Source organism: Pseudomonas iranensis, from assembly GCF_014268585.2.
GTDB lineage: Bacteria > Pseudomonadota > Gammaproteobacteria > Pseudomonadales > Pseudomonadaceae > Aquipseudomonas > Aquipseudomonas iranensis.
This window is the reverse complement of sequence record NZ_CP077092.1, coordinates 4,400,785-4,427,117: the sequence shown is the minus strand read 5'-3', so window position 1 is coordinate 4,427,117 and position 26,333 is coordinate 4,400,785. Positions and strand designations below refer to the sequence as shown.

12 protein-coding genes are annotated in these 26,333 nt (G+C 62.3%); 5 read left to right on the top strand and 7 right to left on the bottom strand.

Annotated features, from left to right (window positions below; all coding sequences use genetic code 11):
- Positions 1 to 44 precede the first annotated feature (44 nt).
- From HU724_RS19820 to HU724_RS19795, 6 genes are all read right to left on the bottom strand, one after another.
- On the bottom strand, positions 45 to 2,006 hold the full coding sequence (locus tag HU724_RS19820) for an acetyl-CoA carboxylase biotin carboxylase subunit (protein WP_186567903.1): 1,962 nt from the start codon (positions 2,004 to 2,006) through the stop codon (positions 45 to 47).
- A gap of 120 nt (positions 2,007 to 2,126) precedes the next feature.
- Positions 2,127 to 2,921 (bottom strand): enoyl-CoA hydratase/isomerase family protein, encoded by a 795-nt coding sequence (locus tag HU724_RS19815; protein WP_186567905.1) that lies wholly within the window; start codon positions 2,919 to 2,921, stop codon positions 2,127 to 2,129.
- Positions 2,918 to 4,075, bottom strand: a complete 1,158-nt coding sequence (atuD, locus tag HU724_RS19810; protein WP_186567907.1) for a citronellyl-CoA dehydrogenase — start codon at positions 4,073 to 4,075, stop codon at positions 2,918 to 2,920. The genes HU724_RS19815 and atuD overlap by 4 nt, the downstream gene beginning before the upstream one ends.
- A gap of 27 nt (positions 4,076 to 4,102) precedes the next feature.
- On the bottom strand, positions 4,103 to 5,719 hold the full coding sequence (gene atuC / locus HU724_RS19805) for a geranyl-CoA carboxylase subunit beta (protein ID WP_186567908.1): 1,617 nt from the start codon (positions 5,717 to 5,719) through the stop codon (positions 4,103 to 4,105).
- Positions 5,720 to 5,722: 3 nt separating this feature from the next.
- The gene (locus tag HU724_RS19800) at positions 5,723 to 6,607 is read right to left on the bottom strand and encodes an SDR family oxidoreductase (protein ID WP_186567910.1); all 885 of its coding nucleotides are present in this window, start codon (positions 6,605 to 6,607) and stop codon (positions 5,723 to 5,725) included.
- Between the two features lie 12 nt (positions 6,608 to 6,619).
- Positions 6,620 to 8,404 (bottom strand): acyclic terpene utilization AtuA family protein, encoded by a 1,785-nt coding sequence (locus tag HU724_RS19795; RefSeq protein ID WP_186567912.1) that lies wholly within the window; start codon positions 8,402 to 8,404, stop codon positions 6,620 to 6,622.
- A 184-nt stretch (positions 8,405 to 8,588) separates the two neighbouring features.
- On the opposite strand from HU724_RS19795, the gene HU724_RS19790 reads away from it, so the two are divergent.
- From HU724_RS19790 to HU724_RS19780, 3 genes are all read left to right on the top strand, one after another.
- Entirely contained in the window at positions 8,589 to 9,212 is a 624-nt protein-coding gene (locus HU724_RS19790; protein WP_016770820.1) for a TetR/AcrR family transcriptional regulator, read from the top strand.
- Between the two features lie 93 nt (positions 9,213 to 9,305).
- Positions 9,306 to 10,103 (top strand): substrate-binding periplasmic protein, encoded by a 798-nt coding sequence (locus tag HU724_RS19785; protein ID WP_130912581.1) that lies wholly within the window; start codon positions 9,306 to 9,308, stop codon positions 10,101 to 10,103.
- A gap of 85 nt (positions 10,104 to 10,188) precedes the next feature.
- Entirely contained in the window at positions 10,189 to 11,202 is a 1,014-nt protein-coding gene (locus HU724_RS19780; RefSeq protein WP_186567914.1) for a GNAT family N-acetyltransferase, read from the top strand.
- A 136-nt stretch (positions 11,203 to 11,338) separates the two neighbouring features.
- Here the strand turns inward: HU724_RS19780 and HU724_RS19775 are convergent, their stop codons facing one another.
- Positions 11,339 to 11,893: an RNA polymerase factor sigma-70 gene (locus HU724_RS19775; protein WP_008088195.1), complete on the bottom strand. Its 555-nt coding sequence runs from the start codon at positions 11,891 to 11,893 to the stop codon at positions 11,339 to 11,341.
- Positions 11,894 to 12,263: 370 nt separating this feature from the next.
- On the opposite strand from HU724_RS19775, the gene HU724_RS19770 reads away from it, so the two are divergent.
- Together HU724_RS19770 and HU724_RS19765 are read left to right on the top strand one after the other, a co-directional pair.
- The gene (locus HU724_RS19770) at positions 12,264 to 25,262 is read left to right on the top strand and encodes a non-ribosomal peptide synthetase (RefSeq protein ID WP_186567916.1); all 12,999 of its coding nucleotides are present in this window, start codon (positions 12,264 to 12,266) and stop codon (positions 25,260 to 25,262) included.
- 228 nt (positions 25,263 to 25,490) lie between these two features.
- A complete protein-coding gene (locus HU724_RS19765) occupies positions 25,491 to 26,306 on the top strand; it encodes an alpha/beta fold hydrolase (RefSeq protein WP_186567918.1) in 816 nt (271 codons plus the stop codon).
- The last annotated feature ends 27 nt before the right edge of the window (positions 26,307 to 26,333 follow it).

The following is a 26,333-nucleotide window of genomic DNA, read 5'->3' as shown; positions in this document are numbered from 1 at the left end:
GATTTATCAGAGCGTAGTCAAACCCCGCGCTTGTGCCCGGGCGACTACTCGACCTGCAACAGAACCTGACGATTTTTTACCTGATCGCCAACCTTCACTTGCACCCGTTTGAGCACGCCATCGATGCCGGCCTTCAACGGATGCTCCATTTTCATTGCCTCCAGCACCACCAGCAATTGACCCTTGCTGACCGTACTGCCCTCGCTGACCAGCACGTCGACAATGGCACCGTCCATCGGGGCTTTCAGGATGCCGGAGGCGACGCTGGTCTGACTGTCGATCGGCGCATGAGTTCGATCCTCCAGGCGCAGGCTGCCCGGATGGGTGAACAGCCACAGCTGCCGATCGTGCAGACGATAGGCGTGACGTTGGCGCAGGCCGTCGAGTTCAATGGTGATCGATTGCGCGGCGTGCTCAATGATTTTCACTACCACAGTGCTTTCGCCAGCCTGCACGACCAACTCGCCGGATTTGCGCGCCAGCACTGATAGCGCCCAGTTCTGCTCGTCACTGCCGAGTCGATAGTGCAGCGGCACGCTGGCGTTGTTGCGCCAGCCATTCAATGGGGCGCTATGGGGCAGGGCGCTGGCCTGGTAGAACAACGCCACGGCAATCGCCAGTTGCGCCGTCGTCGGCACATAAGTGTTGAGGCTGGCATGGCTGGAAAAATGTTCCTGGATAAAAGCGGTGCTGAAGTCGCCGCTGATGAACTGCGGATGTTGCAGCAGGCCTTCGAGCAAGCGTTGGTTGCTTTGCACGCCAAGCAGCACGGTGTCCTGCACCGCCCGCAACAATTTGCGTCGCGCCTCTTCGCGGGTTGCGCCGTGGGCGATCAGTTTGCCCAGCAGCGGGTCGTAGAACGGGCTGACCGACTGGCCTTCAAGCAGACCGTGATCGATCCGCGCCCCGTGATCCGAAGCCGGTTGCCATGCGGCAATTCGGCCGGTTTGCGGAAGAAAATCCGCAGCGGGATCTTCAGCGTAGAGGCGCACTTCCATGGCGTGACCGTCGAGACGAATCTGTGCCTGCGTCAGCGGTAACGGCTGGCCCTCGGCAACCAGCAGTTGCCACGCGACCAGATCGAGGCCGGTGATCATTTCCGTCACCGGATGCTCGACCTGCAGACGGGTGTTCATTTCCAGAAAGTAGAACTGCCCGCGCGCGTCGAGCAGGAACTCCACGGTGCCGGCGCCGACGTAGTCCACCGCGCGCCCGGCCTTGAGCGCCGCTTCGCCCATGGCCTGGCGCAGCTCGGCGGTCATCACCGGGCACGGCGCTTCTTCGATGACTTTCTGATGGCGGCGCTGGATCGAGCAATCACGTTCGCCGAGATAGACCAGATGGCCGTGCTGGTCGCCGAACAGCTGCACTTCGACATGGCGCGGTTCGATCAAGGCCTGCTCGAGAATCAACTCGTCGCTACCGAAACCGTTCATTGCTTCGGAGCGTGCGGTGCGCAGTTGCGCCGCCAGTTCGCTGGCCTCGTGCACCAGGCGCATGCCACGTCCACCGCCACCGGCACTGGCCTTGATCATCAGCGGATAGCCGATGCGTTCGGCTTCGGCCAGCAGCGTCGCGTCGTCCTGCGCTGCGCCTTGATAGCCGGCAATGCACGGCACGCCGGCGGCAAGCATGGCGATTTTCGACAGGCGCTTGCTGCCCATCAGTTCGATCGCTTCGACGCTGGGGCCGATGAAAGTCAGCCCGGCTTCGGCGCAGGCGCGGGCGAAATCGGCGTTTTCCGAGAGGAAGCCGTAGCCCGGGTGAATCGCGTCGGCGCCGCTGCGGCGGGCGGCGTCGAGGATCGCCGCAATGTTGAGGTACGACTGCTGCACCGGCGCCGGGCCGATGTGCACGGCTTGGTCGGCCATTTGTACGTGTAGCGCATCGGCGTCGGCGTCGCTGAAAACGGCGACGGTGCGATAACCCAGCGCCTGCGCCGTGCGCTGGATGCGGCAGGCGATTTCACCGCGGTTGGCGATCAGGATTTTGTGGAGGGTGGGCATGGTGGGGTTCCTGAAATGATAGCGGTGAATGGGATGGCCTCATCGCTGGCAAGCCAGCTCCCACAGGTTATTTGAGCAAATGAGAATCCGTGTGGGAGCGGGCTTGCCCGCGATGCTTTTTCAGGCCCACCCCGGTTTGCGTTTCTGCATGAATGCCAAGGTCCCCTCGATTCCTTCGTCTCCAGTCACCGCCGCGCTGAACCACTGCGCCGCCTCATCAAGCAATGCACTGGACGGCTGTCCGGCACTCGCCAGCAATAATTTTTTGGTCACCGCATTCGCTTCGGGTGCGCAGCGCAGCACCTGTTGCAAGACCTCATCCAGTCGCTCGGCCAACGCTTGCGCATCTTGTTCAACGAAATGCACCAGCCCCAATCGCTGCGCCTCAGCGCCATCGAAACGCGCCGCCGTCAGCGCGAGCCGGCGGGTTTCCGTGAGGCCGATCCGTTGCGCCACAAACGGTGCGATTTGCGCCGGGATCAGGCCGAGGCTGGTTTCCGGCAAACCGAACTGCGCCTTGTGATCGCTAATCGCAACATCGCTGACGCAGGCCAGGCCGAAGCCGCCGCCGAGCACGGCGCCTTGCAACACGCAGATCAGCACCTGCGGCGTGTGCTGGGCTTCCTCCAGTAACGCACCGAACGCCCGGTTCAACTCGCGGTAAGCGTCTGCGCCCTGCGACCGTGCGCTGGCCATGTCCTTGATGTCGCCGCCGGCACAAAAATGCCCGCCGGCACCGCTGAGCACCAAGGCCCGCACTGTGCGGTCATCGTGCACCGCCGCCAGCACCGCGCGCAGTTCGGCGACCATTTGCAGGCTCATCGCGTTGCGGCTGTCCGGGCGGTTGAGGGTGATGTGCAGCACGCCGCCATGCAGTTCCAGCAACAGCGTCTGGCAATCGGGCAAGCGGCTCATTTCTTTTTCCCCGGCAGAATGCCCATCAGTTTGCAGATGATCCCCAGCATGATTTCGTCGGCGCCGCCGCCAATCGATACCAGGCGCACATCGCGATAGGCGCGGGCCACCGGGTTGTCCCACATGAAGCCCATGCCGCCCCAATATTGCAGGCAGCTGTCGCTGACTTCACGGCCGAGACGCCCGGCCTTGAGCTTGGCCATCGATGCCAGGCGCGTGACGTCCTGGCCTTTGATGTACTGCTCGGTGGCCTGATAGACCAGCGCGCGCAGGCATTCGATTTCGGTCTGCAATTCGGCGAGGCGGAAGTGGATCACTTGGTTATCGATCAGCGCATTACCGAAGGTCTTGCGCTCCTTGCAGTACTCGATGGTGCTGTCGATGCAATATTCCAGGCCCTTGATCATGTTCGCCGCGCCGAACAGGCGTTCTTCCTGGAACTGCAGCATCTGCATCATGAACCCCGCGCCTTCATGGCCGATGCGATTGCGTTGCGGCACGCGCACGTTGTCGAAGAACACCTGCGCGGTTTCCGAGCTGCGCATTCCGAGCTTGTCCAGGTGCGAACTGAGGCTGATCCCCGGGGCGGTCATCGGCACCATGATCAGCGACTTGTTGATGTGCGGCTTGTCGTCCGAAGTGTTGGCGAGCAGGCAGATGAAATCGGCGCTCGGCGAGTTGGTGATCCACATTTTGCTGCCGTTGATCACGTAGTCGTCGCCGTCCTTGCGCGCCGTGGTTTTCAGCCCGGCGACATCGGAACCGGCACCTACTTCGGAGACGCCGATGCAACCGACCTGTTCGCCCGTGATCGCCGGCCGGAGGAACTCTTCGCGCAGTTCGTCGGAGCCGAAGCGGGCGAGGGCGGGTGTGCACATGTCGGTCTGCACGCCAATCGACATCGGAATCCCGCCGCAATGAATGGTGCCGAACTCTTCAGCGGCGACAATCGAATAGCTGTAATCAAGGCCCATGCCGCCGAATTTTTCCGGCTTGGAAATGCCCAGCAAACCCAGTTCGCCGGCCTTGCGGAAAATCTCGTGGATCGGAAAGCGCCCGGCCTTTTCCCACTCTTCGACGTGCGGGTTGATCTCGTGCGTGACGAACTGGCGGACGGTGCGGCGCAGGGCTTCGTGTTCCGGGGTGAAGATCATTGTTGTTCTCCGTAGGATCCGTGGCGGTCAGAAGCGGCTGACGCCGAAGCTGTTGGGTTGCAGCGTGCGCATGTCGGCTTCGTGGCAGATATCCAGCAAGTAACCGAGCAGGGTGCGGGTGTCGCGCGGGTCGATCAGGCCGTCGTCCCACAGATTGGCGCTGCCGTACAGTGCGGTGGATTGGCTGTCGAGTTTCTGCGCGGTCATCTGTTCGAGCATGTCGAGCATTTTCGGATCAGGCTCGATGCCGTCCTTGAGCTGTTTGGCCTCAGTGACGATGCGCAAGACCTTGCCGGCCTGAGCGCCACCCATCACCGCTGTGCGGCTGTTGGGCCAGGCGAAGATGAAGCGCGGATCGAGCCCGCGTCCGCACATGGCGTAGTTGCCGGCGCCGTAGGAACCGCCGACGACGATGGTCAGTTTAGCCACCCGTGCGTTGGCCACCGCCTGGATCAGTTTCGAGCCGTGCTTGATCACGCCTTGCTGTTCCGATTCGGTGCCGACCATGAAACCCGTGGTGTTGTGGAAAAACAGCAGCGGCGTCTGGCTCTGGTCGCACAACTGGATGAACTGCGCCGCCTTGCTCGCACCTTGCGGGGTGATCGGGCCGTTGTTGCCAATGAAGCCGCAGGCGCGGCCCTGGATTTTCAACTGGCCACACATGGTTTGCTGATCGAACTCGCCTTTGAACTCGAGAAAGTCCGATTCATCGGCAATCCGCGCGATGATTTCGCGCACGTCGTAGGGCTTTTTTGCATCGTCGGGGATCAGCCCGAGCAGTTCGTCGATGGGGTAAAGCGGTTCTTTGAATTGCGGCTGCGGCAGCCACGGCAGCTGCTCGTTCCATGGCAGCATGCGCATGATCTCGCGGACCTGGCGTATGCCGTCAGCGTCGTTTTCGGCGAGATATTCGGCAGTGCCGGCGACTTGCGCGTGCATTTCGGCGCCACCGAGTTCTTCATCGGTGGCCACTTCGCCGGTCGCCGCTTTAAGCAATGGCGGGCCGGCGAGAAACAGCTTGGCCTTGCCGCGCACCACCACTACGTAATCCGATAACCCCGGTTGATAGGCGCCGCCTGCGGTGGCCGAGCCGTGTACCACGGTGATCTGCGGCAAACCCATCGCTGACATGCGCGCCTGATTGGCGAAACTGCGCGCGCCTTCGACAAAAATCTCCGCCGCGTAGTTGAGATTGGCTCCGCCGCTTTCGGCGAGGGTGATCATCGGCAGTTTGTTTTCCCGCGCGATCTGTTGCAGGCGCAGGGATTTTTTCAGGCCGCTCGGCGAGATCGTGCCGCCCTTGATCGCGCTGTTGTTGGCGACCACCATCGCGCGGATTCCGCAGACATAACCGATGCCGGCAATCAGCCCGCCACCGGCCGAACTGCCATCCTTGTCGTCGTGCAATTTATAGCCGGCGAGGCTGGCCAGTTCGAGGAACGGCGCGCCGGGGTCGAGCAACAGGTTCAGGCGTTCGCGGGGCAACAGTTGCCCGCGTTTGCTGAATTTGTCTTTGGCTTCGGCGGCCTTGTTCAACAGGTTCTGTTCGAGCTGCTGCACCTGCTCGATGGCGGCGAGCATGGCCGCGCGGTTTCGTGCGAAGGCTTCGCTGTGCGGGTCGAGTTGCGACTGAATCTGCGCCATGGCTTATTCCTCGTCCTTGAGCACGTCGGGACGCAACACTTCTGGTAAATACGCGCGGTGAAAACCATTGAACGATTCGCTGTGGCTGGCCTTGTGCAGCGGCCAGGCGCGACTGCCGAGGCTGGCGGCGCCGTCGATTTTCACCGTGGTGCCGCTGATGAATGCCGCCGCCGGGCTGAGCAGAAACACGATCGCCGCACTGACTTCCGATTCGGTGCCGATACGCTTGAGCGGCACATGCTCGCGCAGGGTCGGAATCACTGCTTTGAAAGCGCCCTCGTAAGTGTCCATGCCGCTGGAGGCGATCCAGCCCGGCGCCACGGCGTTGACCCGGACCCCGGCGTAACCCCACTCGAACGCGGCAGTCTTGGTGAAATTGTCCATGCCCGAGCGCGCCGCGCCCGAGTGGCCCATGCCGGGCATGCCGCCCCACATGTCGGCGAGCATGTTGACGATGCTGCCGCCGTGTTTGCTCATCGACTGGTTGAACACCTCGCGGGCCATCAGAAAGCCGCCGACCAGATTGGTCCGCAGCACGGTTTCAAAGCCCTTCTGATTGATCGAGGCCAAGGGCGACGGGTATTGGCCGCCGGCGTTGTTGACCAGACCGTGGATCGGCCCGTGTTCGGCGATCAGCTCTTTGACCAGTTGCTTGACCGCTTCTTCATCGCGGATATCGCAGGCCTTCCAGTGCGCGCGGCCGCCGTCCTCGGCGATTTCGGCGGCGACCTTTTCGAGTTTTTCCGGCTTGCGCCCGACCAGCAACACATTGGCGCCAAGGGCCGCCAGTTCATGGGCGGTGCAGCGACCGATGCCGCTGCCGCCACCGGTGACAATCATGTTCTGGCCGCTGAACAGATCGGCGCGAAAAATCGACGCGTAAGCCATGCACACCATCCTCTAGTCGAGCTGTTCGGCGATGCTCTGCGGCACCGGGATCTGGATTTCCAATAGTTGCTGGGCGAAGGCTTTGCCTTGCGGGTCGATGCGCAGACTGGCGACACCGCCACCGCCGAGGGCGTTTTCCAAAAGAAAATTAAGGCTGTGGGTGCCGGGCAGATACCAGCGTTCGACACGCCCGAGAAGCGGATCGAGGACGTGGCGCATCCAGTCGACCACCACCGAAGGGGTCAGCGCTTCGGCGATCCATGGCAGGTAATCGGGATGGCGCGGCATCACGCCGATGTTGCTGTGGTTGCCCTTGTCGCCGGAGCGCGCCACCGCCAGTTTCACCAACGGCACACTGGCATCGGCGCGGCCCTGGGGTTTGGGTGGCTGATGGGCGAGCGGCAAATCTGCGCTGTCGAGGGCCACTGGTTCGGGGAGGGCGCACGGATGGCGCTCACCGGCCATGTCGATCTGCAGTGTGCAGGCATTTTTATCGACGAGAAATGAGAACAGGCGGATGACCGGGTACACGGTCGGACGTCCGCCGACGATGCCGGTCAAACCCGGCGCCATACCGGTCGCGGCCTGGGCGATCTCTTTGGAAAACAGCACCAGCGCGCGTTTGTCAGGATGGCGTACGGCGATTTTGATCACCACTTCACGGCTGTCGCGGCGCTGGCCGTGTGGGCCGTAGGTGGCTTCGCTGCCGAGCAGTTCGACATGGGTTTCGCTGTACGGCGCCCAGCCGCGCAGGCTGAACATCTCGGCGGTCTTGTCAATGATCGCCTGACTGACCCGCCGCGCCTTGTCCACCGCGTCGATGCCGGCCATCAGGCAACTGGCGGTGCAGCGAAAACCGTCCGGGTACGTGGCGCTGACTTTGTATTTGTCGCTGGGCGGCAGGCCTTTGGCACCGTGCACCTGCACGACGTTTTTGCCTTGTTGCTGGAGTTTGACCTCAGTGAAATCGCAGATCACGTCGGGTAACAGATAGGCCTGCGGATCGCCGATTTCGTAGAGCATCTGCTCGCCAACGGTCAGCGGCGTGACCAGGCCGCCGGAGCCTTCGGGTTTGCTGACGAGGAACTGGCCATCGGCGCTGACCTCGACGATCGGAAAACCGATGTGCTCGTAATCCGGCACCTCGCGCCAGTCGGTGAAATTACCGCCGGTGCACTGCGCGCCGCATTCGATGATGTGCCCGGCCAGCGCGGCCTGGGCGAGTTTGTCGTAGTCATGCCACGACCAACCGAATTCGTGGACCAGCGCCGCGCTGACTACGGCGCTGTCGACCACCCGGCCGGTAATGACAATGTCGGCACCCAGGCGCAACGCTTCGACAATCCCTGGCGCGCCGAGGTAGGCGTTGGTCGACACGCACATGCGCGGAAGCGGCGCGCCGCTGAACATTTCGCGGATATCGGCGGGGTTTTTGAGTTGTCCTTGCAAGTCGTCGCCGAGCAACACGGCGATCTTCAGCTGGACCCCAGCCTGGTCGCAGGCCGCTTGCAGGGCCGCCGCGCAAGCCTGCGGATTGACCCCGCCGGCATTGCTGATCACGCGGATGTTCTGTTCGGCCAGTTGCGTCAGCAGCGGCGCCAGCACTTCAACGAAGTCACCCGCGAACCCGGCCTGCGGGTCTTTCAGGCGCGCGCCGGCCATCAGCGACATGGTGATCTCGGCCAGATAATCGAACACCAGATAATCCAGGTTTCCGCCGCAGACAAGCTGGGCGGCAGCAGTGGAAGTGTCGCCCCAAAAAGCACTGGCGCAGCCGATTCGCACGGTGGTTGGCATTTTTATCTCCGACTCAGGGACCTGCGACAGAAGTGTCTGGAGGCTACCAAGCAAGCGCTTGGTTTGTAAACAGGCGAAACATTCTTCTGCCCAAGCGCTTGCTTGGTGCCCGCGCGCGGCTTAAATTGCGCGCAACCCTGCGGTTACAGGGGGCAACACACTGATCGACTGTAGGAGAGAACGGGTGGACGAGCAAAAAGCCCTGCGGGTCATGCGCGAACTGGTCGACCAGGGCCAGTTGACCGACCCGGACAGCGCCCGCGGCAAATTGCTGCAAGTGGCGGCTCACCTTTTTCGCAACAAAGGCTACGAGCGCACCACGGTGCGTGATCTGGCCAGCGCTGTGGGCATTCAGTCGGGAAGCATTTTTCATCACTTCAAAAGCAAGGATGAAATTCTCCGCGCGGTGATGGAGGAAACCATCCGCTACAACACCGCGCTGATGCGCGCAGCCCTGGCCGAAGCCGGCGACGTGCGCGAGAAAGTGCTGGCGCTGATTCGCTGCGAATTGCAGTCGATCATGGGCGGCAGTGGCGAGGCGATGGCGGTGCTGGTGTACGAATGGCGCTCATTGTCCGAAGACGGCCAGGCTAAAGTGCTCGCTTTGCGTGATGTTTATGAAGACATCTGGTTGCAGGTTCTGGGCGAGGCCAAGGACGCCGGCTACATTCGCGGCGACGTTTTTATTACCCGACGTTTCCTTACCGGCGCACTGTCCTGGACCACCACCTGGTTCCGTGCCGGCGGCAGTTTGAGCCTCGATCAGCTCGCCGATGAAGCGCTGATTCTGGTCCTCGAAGCGCGTTGAACGGTTGTCGGACCGGCCGACAAACTGGCTAAGTCGGCGAAACCGCCTAGCTTGAATGCATTGATCGCTATTTTTTTCGGGGAGTGGGGTGTTTTGAAGTCTTCGCCAATTCGGACAGCCGCCGGGCTGATGCTCGCTGCGCTGGCTGCGTTATGGGTATTGCCCGCTCAGTCAGCGCAATTGGTCCGGGTCGGCGCCGCGCATTTCCCGCCTTATACGATTCGCCCGGAAAACGGCGCCGACACCGGCCTGTTGCCGCAATTGATCGAGGCGCTGAACCGCTCGCAGAGCGACTATCAGTTCGTCCTGGTGCCGACGTCGATCCCGCGCCGTTTCGGTGATTTCAAGCAGGGCCGCATCGATATGGCGATCTTCGAGAACCCCGAGTGGGGCTGGAAGGACATTCCCCATGATGACGTCGACATGGGCCTGGAAGACGCCGAGATTTTCGTCGCGCAACGCGAAGACGGCCGCCAGCAAAACTACTTCTCGAGCCTGTCGGGCAAACGTCTGGCGCTGTTCAGCGGTTATCACTACGAATTTGCCAACTTCAACGCCGACCCGAAATTCCTCGCGCACAACTACAACGCCACGCTGACCTATTCCCACGACAGCAACCTGCTGATGGTCCTGCGCGGGCGCGCCGACATTGCCTTGGTGACCCGCTCCTATCTGTTCGATTACCTGCTGCGCAACGAGAAGGTCCGCGATGAGCTGTTGGCTTCGCAGCGTACCGATCAGATCTATCACCATTACGCGATTCTGCGGCCAAGCGCTCCGATCACCGGCGACGCCTTCGGCAATCTGTTGCAGCGTCTGCGTGACAATGGCGAATTGCTGAAGATTTTCGAGCCTTACAAGATTGCCGTGGTGCCCGTGCCGCATCACTGAAGCGCTGTTTGCATCTCGCGCTTAAATTTCCCCTCCCGGCTCACGTCACTTCGTTGAACTGTCGACGATTACGTGAGCCCGACCCATGTCCAATCTGAATGACCTGACTGCCCTGGCGTTGCCCTCGGGCAGTCGATTGATCGCTGATGCCACCGAGAGCCGACTGAGCCTGAGCCTGGACGGGCAACCGCTGATTCGGCTGCGCCTGGACCGCGAGGCCAATGGCCCGATCCAGCTTGATGAACGTTTTGCCCTGCCGCCCGGGCAAGCCTTGTGGGCCGCCTGTTATTGGCTGTTCGCCCGTGACCCGGCGTGCCAGCAATTGACCTGGCAACTCGATCAGCCGCCGACCGAAGCCTTGCGCAGTGGTCTGCTGATCAATACCGAAGTCGCCGGTGAGTATCGCTGCGAGCGCACGCTGTTCTGGCAACTGCCGCAGCCGTGGCTGGGCACTTCACTGACCGGCAGCTATCCGCAGCAAATGGTCATCAGCCACGGCAAGCGCCATCCGCTGCGACCGGTGAAGCCGCGCGGTGAAGTCTATCGGCGTTTCGATGCGCGGCTCGGCGCGTGGATTTCCTTGCGAACGCTGGAAATCGAGGAAGATCTGTCGCGCTTCAATCGCTGGCAGAACAGCCCGCGTGTGGCGAGTTTCTGGCAGGAGGAGGGCTGCCTTGAGCAGCATCGCGAATACCTCGGCAAGCTCGATGCCGATCCGCACACGCTGACCCTGATCGGCTGTTTCGATGATCAGCCGTTCGCTTATTTCGAAGCCTACTGGGCCAAGGAAGATCGCATCGCGCCGTTCTACGATGCCGGCGATTACGACCGTGGCATTCACATGCTGGTCGGCGAAGAAAGTCATCGCGGCCCGCATAAAGTGGCGAGTTGGTTATCGGCGCTGGTGCATTACCTGTTTCTCGATGATCCACGGACCCAGCGCGTGGTCGCCGAGCCACGTGCCGACAACGCGAAGTTGATCGGCCATATGCACAACCAATGCTTTCACTGCGAGAAGGAATTCGATTTTCCGCACAAGCGCGCGGCGCTGATGATTCTGGGGCGGGAGCGGTTTTTTGATCGGTGCAAGCTGGCCTGATGCGTTCGGCCTCGGCTTTCGTTTGAAACTGAGGTCGCTTTCGCGAGCAGGCTCGCTCCCACAGGGTTTGATGAACGACACAAATCCAGTGTGGGAGCGAGCCTGCTCGCGAATGGCTTGACGCAAAATCCGGATCCTAACGACGCCCCGCAATCACCGCATCCCGCCGACTGCCCGAGACCTTGCGGCAGTGCACCAGCGCATCACGAATCATGAAGTTGACCAGGGTAGGTGATACGCCCAGTTCCTTGGCGATGTCTTTCTGCGGCACGCCGTGCAAGCGGTACATCTCGAAGGCATAACGGGTGCGGCTGGGCAGCTCGGTCAGCGCATCGGCGATGTGTTCGAGGGTCGAGAAGTTGATGTGCGAAGTTTCCGGCGAAGCGCCCTGAATCACCACGTTCAAGCCTTCCTCTTCCGGGCCTGAGTATTTCTGTTCGAGCGCCTGCTTGCGGTAGTGATCGATGGCGAGGTTGCGCACGATCTGGAACAGGTAGCTCAGCTGAGCCTTGATCGACGACGTGATCGGCGGCGCCGATTGCAGTCGGAAAAACGCATCCTGAACCACATCTTCGGCACGAGACCTGCAACCGGTAATGCGGGCTGCAATCTTGACCAGAATCAGTCGATTGTCGACGAATGCCTGAAGTAGCGGTGAATCGCACCTGCTTGTGGATACTTGTTCCGTCATGGAAATCACCTTGCTGCCAATAGGTTAGTGGGAGGGCCTCGGGGGACGGCGCCGTCCTACACATCGAGCGACAAATTATGTTGAATGATAATGATTGTCAAATGAGAAAGAGAGGTATTGCTGTAAGGCGATGTGTTTTGCCAACTGCGACACGCCGCCGCACCCCAGCCCCGCTGGACGTCGCGCCTGCCGACTAATTATTTCCCCACTCCATCCGTTCTCATTGGTGAATGGCCCGGGTGCAGATCCCCGGCCTCAGCGCATTCCGATGCCTTGCGCGGTCGGCACAGACCGCGCCCCGCACGCCTCTCGACAGGTGTGACGCAGCCACCCGATTCCACTTGCAAGCCGAATTCAGGCAGGAAACCTCATGACCGACGCGTTCGAACTCCCCAGCACCCTGGTCCATGCCCTCAAGCGTCGCGCGGCCCTGACGCCGAACCGAGTGGCCTTGCGTTTTCTCGCCGAAAACCCGGAGCAGACCGTGGTGCTCAGCTATCGGGAACTGGATCAACGCGCGCGTACCATCGCCGCTGCGTTGCAGGCTCAGGCTGGATTCGGTGAGCGTGCGGTGCTGCTGTTTCCCAGTGGCGCGGATTATGTCGCGGCGTTTTTCGGCTGCCTGTATGCCGGTGTGATTGCGGTACCGGCCTATCCGCCGGAATCCGCGCGTCGTCATCATCAGGAGCGTTTGCTGTCGATCATCGCCGACGCCGAGCCCACGCTGTTGCTGACCAGCGCCGACCTGCGCGATGCCTTGCAAAAAATCGACGGCGCGCCGCCGCTGTTGTGCGTCGACACCCTCGACAGCGCACTGGCCGAACGCTGGGTTGAGCCGAGCCTGCCGCCTGAACACATCGCCTTTTTGCAATACACCTCCGGCTCCACCGCGCTGCCCAAGGGCGTGCAGGTCAGCCATGGCAACCTCGTCGCCAACGAACTGCTGATCCGTCACGGTTTCGGCATCGACGTCAACCCGGACGACGTCATCGTCAGCTGGTTGCCGCTGTATCACGACATGGGTTTGATCGGTGGTCTGCTGCAACCGATTTTCAGCGGCGTGCCGTGCATTCTGATGTCGCCGGCATACTTCCTCGGCCGGCCGTTGCGCTGGCTGGAAGCGATTGCCGAATACGGCGGCACCATCAGCGGCGGCCCGGATTTCGCCTACCGTTTGTGCAGTGAGCGGGTCAGCGAGTCGGCCCTTGAGCGCCTCGATCTGAGTCGATGGCGCGTGGCCTATTCCGGTTCCGAGCCGATCCGTCTCGATACCCTCGAACGCTTCGCCGAAAAATTCGCTGCTTGCGGTTTCAGCGACAACAGCTTCATGGCTTCGTACGGTCTGGCCGAGGCGACCCTGTTTGTCGCCGGAACACCGCGTGGCGCCGGCATCCCGGCACTGCGCGTGGATGATCAGGCGCTGGCGCAAAACCGCGCCGAGCCGGGCGACGGCAGCGCGGTCATGAGCTGCGGCATCAGCCAGCCTGAGCACGCGGTGCTGATCGTCGAACCGAATACCCTCGAAGAACTCGCCGATAACGCCGTCGGTGAAGTCTGGGCCACCGGCCCGAGCATCGCCCACGGTTATTGGCGCAACCCCGAAGCCAGCGCCAAGACTTTTGTCCAGCACGCCGGCCGCAGCTGGTTGCGCACCGGCGACCTGGGTTTTATCCGTGCGGGCGAGTTGTTCGTCACCGGGCGCCTGAAAGACATGCTCATCGTCCGCGGACACAACCTCTATCCGCAGGACATCGAGCAGACCGTCGAGCGCGAAGTCGAAGTGGTGCGCAAGGGCCGCGTGGCGGCGTTCGCGGTCACTCACAACGGCGAAGAGGGCATCGGCATCGCTGCGGAAATCAGCCGTAGCGTGCAGAAAATCCTTGCGCCAGATGCGCTGATCAAAGCCATTCGCCAAGCCGTGGCCGAGGCGTATCAGGAGGCGCCAAGCGTGGTGGTGCTGCTCAATCCGGGCGCGTTGCCGAAAACTTCCAGTGGCAAACTGCAGCGCTCGGCGTGCCGCAATCGTCTGGCCGATGGCAGTCTCGACAGTTACGCGTTGTTCCCTTCGATCACAGCGGCAGCGGAAAACGCGACCAGCAGCACTTCGGACCTTGAAGCGTTGATCGGGAAAATCTGGGCCGAGCAACTCAACGTCAAGCAGGTCAGTGGCGACGACCATTTCTTTCTGCTCGGCGGCAACTCGATCGCCGCCACGCAAGTGGTCGCGCGGGTTCGCGAAGCACTCGGTGTCGAGCTGAGCCTGCGCCTGCTGTTCGAAGCGCCAACCCTCTCCGCTTTCGCCGCCGCCCTGGCGCAGCAGCAACAGACTGGCGGCAGCGCCCAAGATGCAATCAGCACCTTGTCGCGCAGCGAGCCGATGCCGCAGTCGCTGGCACAAAACCGTCTGTGGATCACTTGGCAACTCGATTCACAGAGCAGCGCCTACAATATTCCCGGCGGCCTGCGCCTGCGTGGCGAGCTGGACGAAGACGCCGTGCGCAGCAGCTTCCAGCAACTGATCGAACGCCATGAATCACTGCGCACACGTTTCTTCGAACGCGACGGTGTGGCATTGCAGCAAGTGCTTGCCGCTGCCGAATTCGACCTGCAACTGATCGACATCAGCGACCTGTCAGCGCCAGAGCGTGAAGCCCGTGCCGAGCAGATTCGCGAAGACGAGGCGCGCACTCGGTTCGATCTGGAAAAAGGCCCGTTGCTGGCGGTGACACTGGTGCGTCTCGATGACGAAGAACATCAACTGCTGGTGACCCTGCACCACATCATCGCTGACGGCTGGTCGCTGAATATCCTCCTCGACGAATTCTCGCGTCTCTATGCCGCCGCTACCCAAGGTGCGCCGGCGACACTGGCAGCACTGCCCACGCAATACGCCGATTACGGCAACTGGCAGCGGCAATGGCTGGCGCAAGGCGAGGGCGAGCGGCAACTGGCGTACTGGAAAGCGCAACTGGGCGAAGAACATCCGCCACTGGAACTGGCCACCGATCACCCGCGCTCGGCCAGACACAACCACAGCGCCGCACGCCACAGCGTGCGCTTTAGTAGCAAACTCAGCGAGGCGATTCGCCAGACTGCGCAGGCCCACCAGGCCACGCCGTTCATGCTTCTGCTCGCTGCGTTGCAAAGTTTGCTGCACCGCTACAGTGGTCAGCGCGACATTCGCATCGGCGTGCCCAACGCCAACCGTCCGCGCCTGGAAACCCAAAACCTGATCGGCTTCTTCATCAATACCCAGGTGTTGCGCGCGCAAATCGATTCGCGCCTGACATTTGCCGAGCTGCTGAACCAGACCCGCCAAGCCGCACTCGGCGCCCAGGCCAATCAGGATCTGCCCTTCGAACAACTGCTCGAAGCGTTCCCGCAGGCCCGCGAACAGGGACTGTTCCAGGTCATGTTCAACCATCAGCAGCGCGACCTCAGTGCGCTCAAGCGCCTGCCGGGTCTGCTCGCCGAAGAACTGCCGTGGCACAGCCGCGAGGCCAAGTTCGACCTGCAACTGCACAGCGAAGAAGATCGCAACGGCCGCCTGAGCTTGGCGTTCGACTACGCCAGCGAACTGTTCGACGCCGCGACCATCGAGCGTCTGGCCGAGCATTTCCATAATCTGCTCAGCGAGGTCTGCGAACAGCCACAGCAGGCCATCGGCGATCTGCGCTTGCTGGCCGCCAGCGAGCAGAATCAGCAGAAGGACTGGAGCGTCGCTCCGTGCACCCCGGCGCAACAATGGCTGCCGGAACTGCTCGAGCAACAATTGCGCAACACCCCGCAACGCACCGCGCTGGTGTGGGACGGCGGTAGTCTGGATTTTGCCGAGCTGCACGCGCAAGCCAACCGGCTCGCCCATTACCTGCGCGACAAAGGCGTTGGCCCGGACGTGTGCGTGGCCATTGCTGCCGAGCGTTCGCCGCAACTGCTGATCGGTCTGCTGGCGATCATCAAGGCCGGCGGCGCCTATGTGCCGCTTGATCCGGATTATCCGGCCGAGCGTCTCGCGTACATGCTCCGCGACAGCGGCGTCGAACTGCTCCTGACCCAGACGCAATTGCTCGAGCGTCTGCCGGCCAGCGATGGCGTCAGCGTGATCGCCATGGATGCGCTGCACCTGGATAAATGGCCGAGCCAGGCACCGGGACTGCGACTGCACGGCGACAACCTCGCCTACGTGATTTACACCTCGGGTTCCACCGGGCAACCGAAAGGCGTCGGCAACACCCACGCCGCGCTGGCCGAGCGCCTGCAATGGATGCAGGACACTTACCGCCTCGACGAAACCGACGTGCTGATGCAAAAAGCGCCGATCAGTTTCGACGTCTCGGTGTGGGAATGCTTCTGGCCGCTGATCAGCGGCGCGCGGCTGCTGCTTGCCGCCCCCGGCGAACACCGTGACCCGCATCGCATCGCGCAACGGGTCCAGCAATACGGCGTGACCACGCTGCACTTCGTCCCGCCACTGCTGGCGTTGTTCGTCGACGAGCCGCTGAGTGCCGAGTGCACGAGCCTGCGCCGGGTGTTTTCCGGCGGTGAAGCCTTGCCCGCCGAGTTGCGCAACCGGGTACTCGCGCAATTGCCAGCGGTGCAATTGCACAACCGTTATGGCCCGACTGAAACCGCAATCAACGTCACCCATTGGCATTGCAGTGCCGCCGATGGTGCGCGCTCGCCGATTGGCCGGCCGCTGGGCAATGTGGTCTGCCGCATTCTTGATGCCGATCTCAATCCAGTGCCGGCGGGTGTGGCGGGTGAGCTGTGCATCAGCGGCATCGGTCTGGCGCGTGGTTATCTCGGGCGTCCGGCGTTGACCGCCGAGCGTTTTGTCGTCGATCCACTGGGCGAGCATGGCGCCCGCTTGTACCGCACCGGCGACCGTGCGCGCTGGTCCTCGGATGGCGTGATCGAATACCTCGGTCGCCTCGATCAGCAGGCCAAACTGCGCGGCTTTCGCGTGGAACCGGAAGAAATCCAGGCGCGACTGCTGGCGCAAAATGGCGTCGCCCAGGCCGTGGTGCTGGTGCGGGAAACCGCTGCCGGCGCGCAACTGATCGGCTACTTCACGGCGACCGATGCGCAGGAAAATGCCGATGAGCAAATTATTCGGCTGAAAGCTGCCCTCGCTGCCGAGCTGCCGGAATACATGGTGCCCGCACAATTGCTGCGCCTTGATACGATGCCGCTGAGCCCCAGCGGCAAACTCGATCGCCGCGCCTTGCCCGAGCCCCAGTGGCAAGTGCGTGAACACATCGAACCGGTCAGCGAACTGGAGCAACAAATCGCCGCGATCTGGCGCGAAGTGCTGGGTCTGAAGCAGATCGGCCTGCGCGATGATTTCTTCGCCCTCGGCGGTCATTCGCTACTGGCCACGCAAATCATTTCGCGCACACGTCAGGCCTGTGACGTCGAACTGCCGCTGCGCACCTTGTTCGAGCACAGCGAACTGGGCGATTACGCCGAACAGATTCGCCTGATCCAGGTCAGCGGCCGCACCAACCCACAGCTGCCGATCGGCACAGTCGACCGCAGCCAAGCGGTGCCGCTGTCCTATTCGCAGCAGCGCATGTGGTTCCTCTGGCAGATGGAACCGGACAGCCCGGCGTACAACGTCGGCGGCATGGCGCGCTTGCGCGGCGTGCTGCATGTCGAGCATTTCGAGGCCGCCTTGCAGGCGCTGATCCTGCGCCACGAAACCCTGCGCACTACGTTCCCCAGCGTTGACGGGGTCGCCCGCCAACAGGTGCATGCCGAGACCGGCGTGCGCATGGGCTGGAAGGATTTCTCCAGCCTGCCGGCAGAAGTCCGGGAGCTACAAGTCCAGCAACTGGCCGATGCAGAAGCGCACCAGCCGTTCAATCTGGAAACCGGACCGCTGCTGCGCGCCTGCCTGGTCAAGACTGCCGAACACGAGCATTACTTCGTCCTGACCTTGCACCACATCGTCACCGAAGGCTGGGCAATGGACATCTTTGCCCGTGAACTCAGTGCGCTGTATGAAGCGTTCGTCGATGAGCGCGCCTCGCCGCTCGCGCCGCTGCCGGTGCAATACCTCGACTACAGCGTCTGGCAGCGTCAGTGGCTGGAGTCCGGCGAGCGCCAGCGCCAGCTCGATTACTGGACTGCGCAACTCGGTCGCGAACATCCGCTGCTGGAACTGCCCGGCGACCGTCCGCGTCCACCGGTGCAGAGCCATCAGGGCGAGCTGTTCCGTTTCGATCTGAGTGACGATCTCGCCGCGCGGGTGCGGGCGTTCAATGCGCAAAACGGTCTGACCCTGTTCATGACCATGACCGCCGCACTCGCCACGTTGCTCTACCGCTACAGCGGCCAGACCGACCTGCGCATCGGCGCGCCGGTGGCCAACCGCATCCGCCCGGAAAGCGAAGGGCTGATCGGTGCGTTCCTCAACACCCAGGTGCTGCGTTGCCAGCTCGACGGGCAGATGTCGGTCGGCGAACTGTTCGAGCAGGTGCGCCACACCGTGATCGAAGGCCAGTCCCATCAGGATCTGCCGTTCGATCACTTGGTCGAAGCCTTGCAGCCGCCACGCAGCGCGGCTTACAACCCGCTGTTCCAGGTGATGTGCAACGTGCAGCGCTGGGAATTCCAGCAGAGCCGCACCCTCGCTGGTATGACCGTCGAGTACCTGGCCAACGATGCTCGGGCGACCAAGTTCGACCTCAATCTGGAAGTCACCGATCTCGACCATCGCCTCGGCTGCTGCCTGACTTACAGCACCGACCTGTTCAACGAACCGACCATCGAACGCATGGCCAGGCATTGGCGCAACCTGCTTGAAGCGTTGATCGCTGATCCGCAGCAACGTCTCAGCGAACTGCCGTTGCTCGACAACTCCGAGCAACAGCACCTGCTCGACAGCCTTGGCGTCGAGCCGGGCGAGCATCGTCTCGATCAGTGCATCCATCATCTGTTCGCCGAGCAGGCACTGGCGCGCAAAGACGCGCCAGCGCTGACCTTCGCCGGGCAGACCCTGAGCTACGCCGAACTCGATGCCCGGGCCAATCGTCTGGCCTGGGCGCTGCGTGAACGCGGGGTCGGCCCGCAAGTGCGGGTCGGTCTGGCGCTGGAGCGTTCGCTGGAAATGGTCATCGGCCTGCTGGCGATTCTCAAGGCTGGCGGCGCCTATGTGCCGCTGGATCCGGAGTACCCGCTCGACCGTCTGCATTACATGATCGAAGACAGCCGCATCGGTCTGCTGCTCAGCGATCGGGCGATGTTTCAGGCCCTGGGTGACTTGCCGTCAGACGTGGCGCTCTGGTGTCTGGAAGATGACAGCCCGGCACTGGCCGACTACCCGGCCAGCGAGCTGCCGTTTATCAGCCTGCCGCAACATCAGGCCTACTTGATTTACACCTCGGGCTCGACCGGCAAACCGAAAGGCGTGGTGGTCTCCCACGGCGAAATTGCCATGCACTGTCAGGCCGTGATCGAACGCTTCGGCATGCGCCCGGACGACTGTGAACTGCATTTCTATTCGATCAACTTCGACGCCGCCACCGAACGTCTGCTGGTGCCGCTGCTCAGCGGTGCGCAGGTGGTGCTGCGGGCGCAAGGGCAGTGGGACGCGGAAGAAATCTGCGGCTTGATTCGTGCGCATCGGATCAACGTCCTCGGCTTCACGCCGAGCTACGGCAGCCAGTTGGCGCAGTTCCTTGCCACGCAGAATGAAGTCCTGCCGGTGCGCATGATCATCACCGGCGGTGAAGCGCTGACCGGCGAGCATCTACAGCGCATCCGCGTGGCGTTCCAGCCAGCGCAGTTCTTCAACGCCTATGGCCCGACTGAAACCGTGGTCATGCCGCTGGCCAGTCTGGCGCCGCAGGTACTGGAAGAGGGCGCCGGCAGTGTGCCGATCGGTAGCGTGATCGGGTCGCGGGTCGCCTACATTCTCGACGCCGATCTGGCCTTGGTGCCGCAAGGCGCGACCGGTGAATTGTTTGTCGGCGGCGCCGGTCTGGCGCAGGCCTATCACGACCGTCCGGGCATCAGCGCCGAGCGTTTTGTCGCTGACCCGTTTGCCGCTGATGGCGGGCGCATGTATCGCACCGGCGACCTGGTGCGCCAGCGTGCCGATGGTCTGGTCGAGTATCTGGGGCGGATCGACCATCAAGTGAAAATCCGTGGTTTCCGCATCGAACTGGGCGAAATCGAAACGCGCCTGCTCGATCACCCTTCGATCCGCGAAGCGGTGGTGCTGGCGCTGGATGCGCCGAGTGGCAAGCAGTTGGTGGGTTATCTCGTTACCGATGTCGCCGGGCAAGGCGAAGCGCAACAGGCTGAACTGCGCGAAGCGCTCAAGTCGCACCTCAAGGCGCAACTGCCGGACTACATGGTGCCGACCCAGCTGATGCTGCTGGCAAGCATGCCGCTGACCGCCAACGGCAAACTCGACCGCCGCGCCTTGCCGGCGCCCGATCCCGAGTTGAATCGTCAGGACTATGTTGCGCCAAGCAATGAGCTGGAGCAGACCCTGGCGCAGATCTGGTGCGATGTGCTCAACGTCAGGCAGGTCGGCCTCAACGATAACTTCTTCGAACTCGGCGGCGACTCGATTCTGTCGATTCAAGTGGTCAGCCGCGCGCGTCAGCAGGGCATTCACTTCAGCCCGCGCGACCTGTTCCAGCACCAGACCGTGCAGACGCTCGCCGCCATTGCCAGCCGCACGCAGCAGGTGACTGCCGAGCAGGGTCTGGTCGACGGTGAGTCGCGCCTGACACCGATTCAGCATTGGTTTTTCGATACGGACATTCCCCAGCGTCAGCACTGGAATCAGGCGCTGCTGCTGGAACCGACTGTGCGCCTCGAGCCGCAACGATTGCAGCAAGCTTTGCTGGCAGTGATCGAGCAGCACGATGCCCTGCGTCTGCGTTTCACTGAAGCCGATGATGCATGGCAAGCGACGCATCGAGCGCTGATGAATGAGGATGTGCTCTGGCAAGTCAGCGTCGATTCGCTGGATCGGTGCGAATCTCTGTTCGCCGACGCGCAACGCAGTCTGCATCTGCACAACGGCCCGTTACTGCGCGCGGTGCTGGTCGATGTTGCGGATGTTCAGCAACGCCTGTTCATCGCCATCCACCACTTGGTGGTCGACGGTGTGTCGTGGCGCGTGCTGCTGGATGATCTGCAAACCGCCTATCGCCAGCTCGACGCTGCGCAGCCGCTGAAACTGCCGGCGAAAACCAGCGCCTTCAAGGACTGGGCCGCGCGTTTGCAGGCCTACGCCGGCAGCGAATCCCTGCGCGAAGAACTCGGTTGGTGGCAAGCACAACTGGCCGGGCCGAGCGCTGATCTGCCTTGCGAAAATCCGCAGGGCGGCAGGCAGAATCGTCATGCGCAAACCGTCAGCGTACGCCTCGATACCGAGCGCACCCGGCAGTTGCTGCAACAGGCACCGAGCGCTTATCGCACTCAGGTCAACGACCTGCTGTTGACCGCCCTGGCTCGTGTGCTGTGCCGCTGGAGTGGCCAGCCCTCGGCACTGATTCAACTGGAAGGACACGGTCGCGAAACCCTGTTCGACGAGATTGATCTGACCCGCACGGTCGGCTGGTTCACTAGCGCTTACCCGCTGCGCCTGACCCCGCACAACTTCGAAGAGGCTGCCGGGCAGGGCGCTTCGATCAAGGCAATCAAGGAACAACTGCGCGCCGTGCCGCACAAAGGTCTCGGTTATGGCGTGCTGCGTTATCTGGCCGATGACGGCTGCCGGCAGAGCATGGCCGCGCTGCCGCAGGCGCAGGTCACCTTCAACTACCTCGGCCAGTTCGACCAGAGCTTCGGCAGCGATGCGCTGTTCCGTCCTCTCGATGAGCCAATCGGTGCAGCCCACGATCCGCAGGCGCCGTTGCCCAACGAGCTGAGCGTCGACAGTCAGGTTTACGGTGGTGAACTGCTGCTGCGCTGGACTTTCAGTGCCGAGCGTTACGAGGCGCAAACCATTAACGATCTGGCCGCCGCCTACCTCGGTGAGTTGCAAAGCCTGATCGCCCATTGTCTAAAAGACGAGGCCGGCGGCCTGACACCATCGGACTTCCCGCTGGCGAAACTGACTCAGGCGCAACTCGATGCGCTGCCGGTGCCGGCCGCGCACATCGAAGACGTCTACCCGCTGACGCCGATGCAGGAAGGCATGTTGCTGCACACCTTGCTCGAGCCGGGCACCGGTCTGTACTACATGCAGGATCGATATCGCATCAACAGCGAGCTCGACCCCGAGCGTTTCGCTCAGGCCTGGCAAGCGGTGGTCGCTCGTCATGAAGCATTGCGCGCTTCGTTCTGCTGGAACGTTGGCGAAGACATGCTGCAAGTGATTCACACGCCGGGGCGCACGCCGATCGAGTATCTGGACTGGAGCGCCGTCGCCGAAACCGAGCAGGAACCGCAGTTGCAAGCGCTGCTGAAAAGCGAACGCGAAGCCGGGTTCGATCTGCTCAATCAGGCGCCGTTTCACCTGCGCCTGATCAAGGTCGGCGCGGCGCGCTACTGGTTCATGATGAACAACCACCACATCCTCATCGACGCCTGGTGCCGTTCGCTGCTGATGAACGACTTCTTCGAGATCTATACCGCCCTCGGTGAAGGTCGTGAAGCGCAGTTGGGCGTGCCGCCGCGTTATCGCGATTACATCGGTTGGCTGCAACGCCAGAGCCTGGCCGAGGCGCGGCAGTGGTGGCGGCAGAATCTGCAAGGCTTCGAGCGCACCACGCCGATCCCGAGCGACCGGCCGTTCCTGCGCGAACACGCTGGTGAAAGCGGCGGCATGATCGTCGGCGACCGCTACACCCGCCTCAATGTCGAGGACGGCGCACGGCTGCGGGAACTGGCGCAGGCACATCAACTGACCGTCAACACTTTCGCCCAGGCTGCGTGGGCTCTGGTTTTGCGGCGCCTGAGCGGCGATCGCGACGTGCTCTTCGGCGTAACTGTGGCCGGGCGGCCGGTGGAGATGCCGGAAATGCAACGCACCGTCGGCCTGTTCATCAACAGCATCGCCCTGCGGGTGAAGATGCCTGAGGACGATCAGCGCAGCAGCGTGCGTCAATGGCTCAGCGCGTTGCTCGACAGCAACATGCAACTGCGCGAGTACGAATACCTGCCACTGGTAAACATCCAGGAACAGAGCGAACTGCCCAAAGGCCAGCCGCTGTTCGACAGCCTGTTCGTCTTCGAAAACGCCCCGGTGGAAGTCTCGGTGCTTGATCGTGCACAGAGCCTGAATGCGACCTCGGATTCCGGCCGCACCCACACCAACTTCCCGCTGACGGCGGTGTGTTACCCGGGCGACGACCTTGGCCTGCATTTGTCGTATGACCAGCGTTACTTCGACGAATCGACGGTCGAGCGCATGCTCAGTGAGTTCAAGCGCCTGCTGCTGGCGCTGGTCGACGGTTTCCATGGCGACATGGCCGATTTGCCGCTGCTCGGCGACGAAGAACGCGACTTCCTGCTGCACGGTTGCAACCAGAGCGGCCATGACTATCCGCTGGAGCAAAGCTACGTGGCGTTGTTCGAAGCGCAGGTCGCGGCGCATCCGCAGCGCGTTGCCGCCAGTTGCCTCGATCAGCAATTGAGCTATGCCGAACTGAATCACAACGCCAACCGCCTCGGCCACGCCCTGGTGGCTGCCGGCGTGCGCATGGATCAACCGGTGGCGCTGCTGGCCGAGCGTAATCTCGATCTGCTCGGCATGATCATCGGCAGCTTCAAGGCCGGGGCTGGTTATCTGCCGCTGGACCCGGGTCTGCCGAGCCAGCGCCTGAGCCGCATCATCGAGCTGAGCCGCACGCCGTTGCTGGTGTGCAGTGCAGCCTGCCTTGAGCAGGCGCAGACCTTGCTCGAAGAGTTTGGCTGTTCGAATCGCCCGCGCCTGCTGGTGTGGGAAGAGGTCCAGGCATCGGTGGCAGCGACGCACAATCCGGGCATCCACAGTGGCCCGGACAATCTCGCCTATGTGATCTACACCTCGGGTTCGACCGGGCTGCCTAAAGGCGTGATGGTCGAGCAGCGCGGCATGCTCAACAACCAGTTGAGCAAACGCCCGTACCTCGACTTGAGCGAGGCCGATGTGATCGCGCAGACCGCCTCGCAAAGCTTCGACATTTCCGTCTGGCAGTTCCTTGCCGCGCCGTTGTTCGGCGCGCGGGTCGACATCGTGCCGAATACGATTGCCCACGATCCGCAAGGTTTGCTGGCGCATGTACAGGCGCAGGGCATCACCGTGCTGGAAAGTGTGCCGTCGCTGATTCAGGGCATGCTCGGCTCCGAGCGTTTGAGCCTTGATGGTTTGCGCTGGATGCTGCCGACCGGTGAAGCGATGCCGCCGGAACTGGCCCATCAATGGCTGCTGCGTTACCCGGACATTGGTCTGGTCAATGCTTACGGCCCGGCGGAATGCTCGGATGATGTGGCGTTCTTCCGTGTCGACATGGCTTCAACGCGCGGCAGTTACTTGCCGATCGGCACGCCGACCGATAACAACTTGCTGTACCTGGTCGATGGCGCGCTGGATCTGGTGCCGTTGGGCGCGGTGGGTGAGTTATGTGTTGCCGGGATCGGCGTCGGTCGCGGTTACGTCAGCGATCCGCTGCGCACCGCGCCGGTGTTTGTGCCGAATCCGTTCGGCGCGCCGGGCGAACGCCTGTACCGCACCGGTGACCTGGCACGGCGCCGCACTGACGGCGTGCTGGAATACGTCGGCCGCGTCGATCATCAAGTGAAGATTCGCGGTTACCGTATCGAGCTCGGTGAAATCGAAGCGCGCCTGCATGAACAACCGCAAGTGCGCGACGCGGCGGTGGGTGTCCAGGAAGGCGTCAACGGCAAGCATCTGGTGGGCTACCTGGTCGCGGCCGATGCGGCGCTCAATCCGGGCGAACGCCTGGAGCGGATCAAGCAGCGCCTGCGCGCCGAACTCCCCGAATACATGGTGCCGCTGCACTGGCTGTGGCTGGAGCAAATGCCACTCAATGCCAACGGCAAACTCGACCGCAAAGCCTTGCCGGCACTGGAGATCGGTCAGTTGCAGAGCGAGGATTATCTGGCGCCGCGCAACGAGCTGGAGCAGATCCTGGTTGATATCTGGGCTGAGGTGCTGAAAGTGGAAAAGGTCGGCGTGCGCGACAATTTCTTCGAACTGGGCGGGCATTCGCTGCTGGCTACGCAAATTGCATCGCGGGTACAAAAAGCCCTGCAACGCAACGTGCCGCTGCGCGCGATGTTCGAATGCAGCACGGTGGAGGAACTGGCCGAATACATCGATGGGCTGGCGGCCAGTGATATTACCGAGGAGAAGGTTGATCGGTTGAATGATCTGATGGCGGAGCTGGAGGGGTTGTAGTCCTCCGGCGCCTGGGCCGGCCTCTTCGCTGGCAAGCCAGCTCCCACAGTTTTTGCGGTGAGCACAAATCTTGTGAACGACGTTGAACCTTGTGGGAGCTGGCTTGCCAGCGATGGCGTCGGTGAACTCAACACAAATCACCAGTACATGACTGTACATTTCCATCCTTGACGATCAACAACCGGCAGCTCAGTCTGCCGGTTCTGTTTTTTCTCGCGGAGGTGGTCGATGCCCTTTTTCACGGTTGACGGACAAGCACTGCACTACATTGATCAAGGCACCGGCCCCGCCGTGTTGCTGGCCGGCAGTTATCTCTGGGATCAAGCGATGTGGGCGCCGCAGATCGCCGCGCTGACCCCGCACTATCGCGTCATTGCCGTGGATCTGTGGGGGCATGGCGAGTCCGGCAAGTTACCCGAAGGCACCACATCGCTGGACGACATTGCCCGTCAGACGCAGGCCTTGCTCGATCATCTGGACATTGATCGCGTCACCCTCGTCGGACTATCCGTCGGTGGCATGTGGGGCGTGCGTTTGGCACTGTCCGCACCGCAACGTCTCAACGGTCTGGTGCTGATGGACACCTACGTCGGCGTCGAGCCAGAACCGACCCGGCAGTATTACTTCTCGCTGTTCAAGCAGATCGAAGACACCGGTACCATCTCCGAACAACTGCTCGATATCGTCGTACCGATCTTCTTCCGCCCGGGCATCGACCCGCAGTCGGCGCTGTATCAGGACTTCCGCGCGAAATTGAAGAGCTACTCGCCCGAGCGTCTGCGCGACAGCATCGTACCGATGGGACGCATCACGTTTGGTCGCGACGATCTGTTGCCACGTCTGAGCGAGCTGAACCCGGAGACGACACTGGTGCTGTGCGGCGATCAGGACAAACCACGGCCAGCCTCGGAAGCACGGGAAATGGCTGAATTGATCGGTTGCCCGTGCGTGCTGGTACCGGAGGCGGGGCATATCTCCAATCTGGAGAATCCCGAGTTTGTCACTGAGGCACTGCTGGCGTTTCTGGCCGAGCGCAACCGCTAGATCGAGTGAGCTTCATTCGCGAGCAGG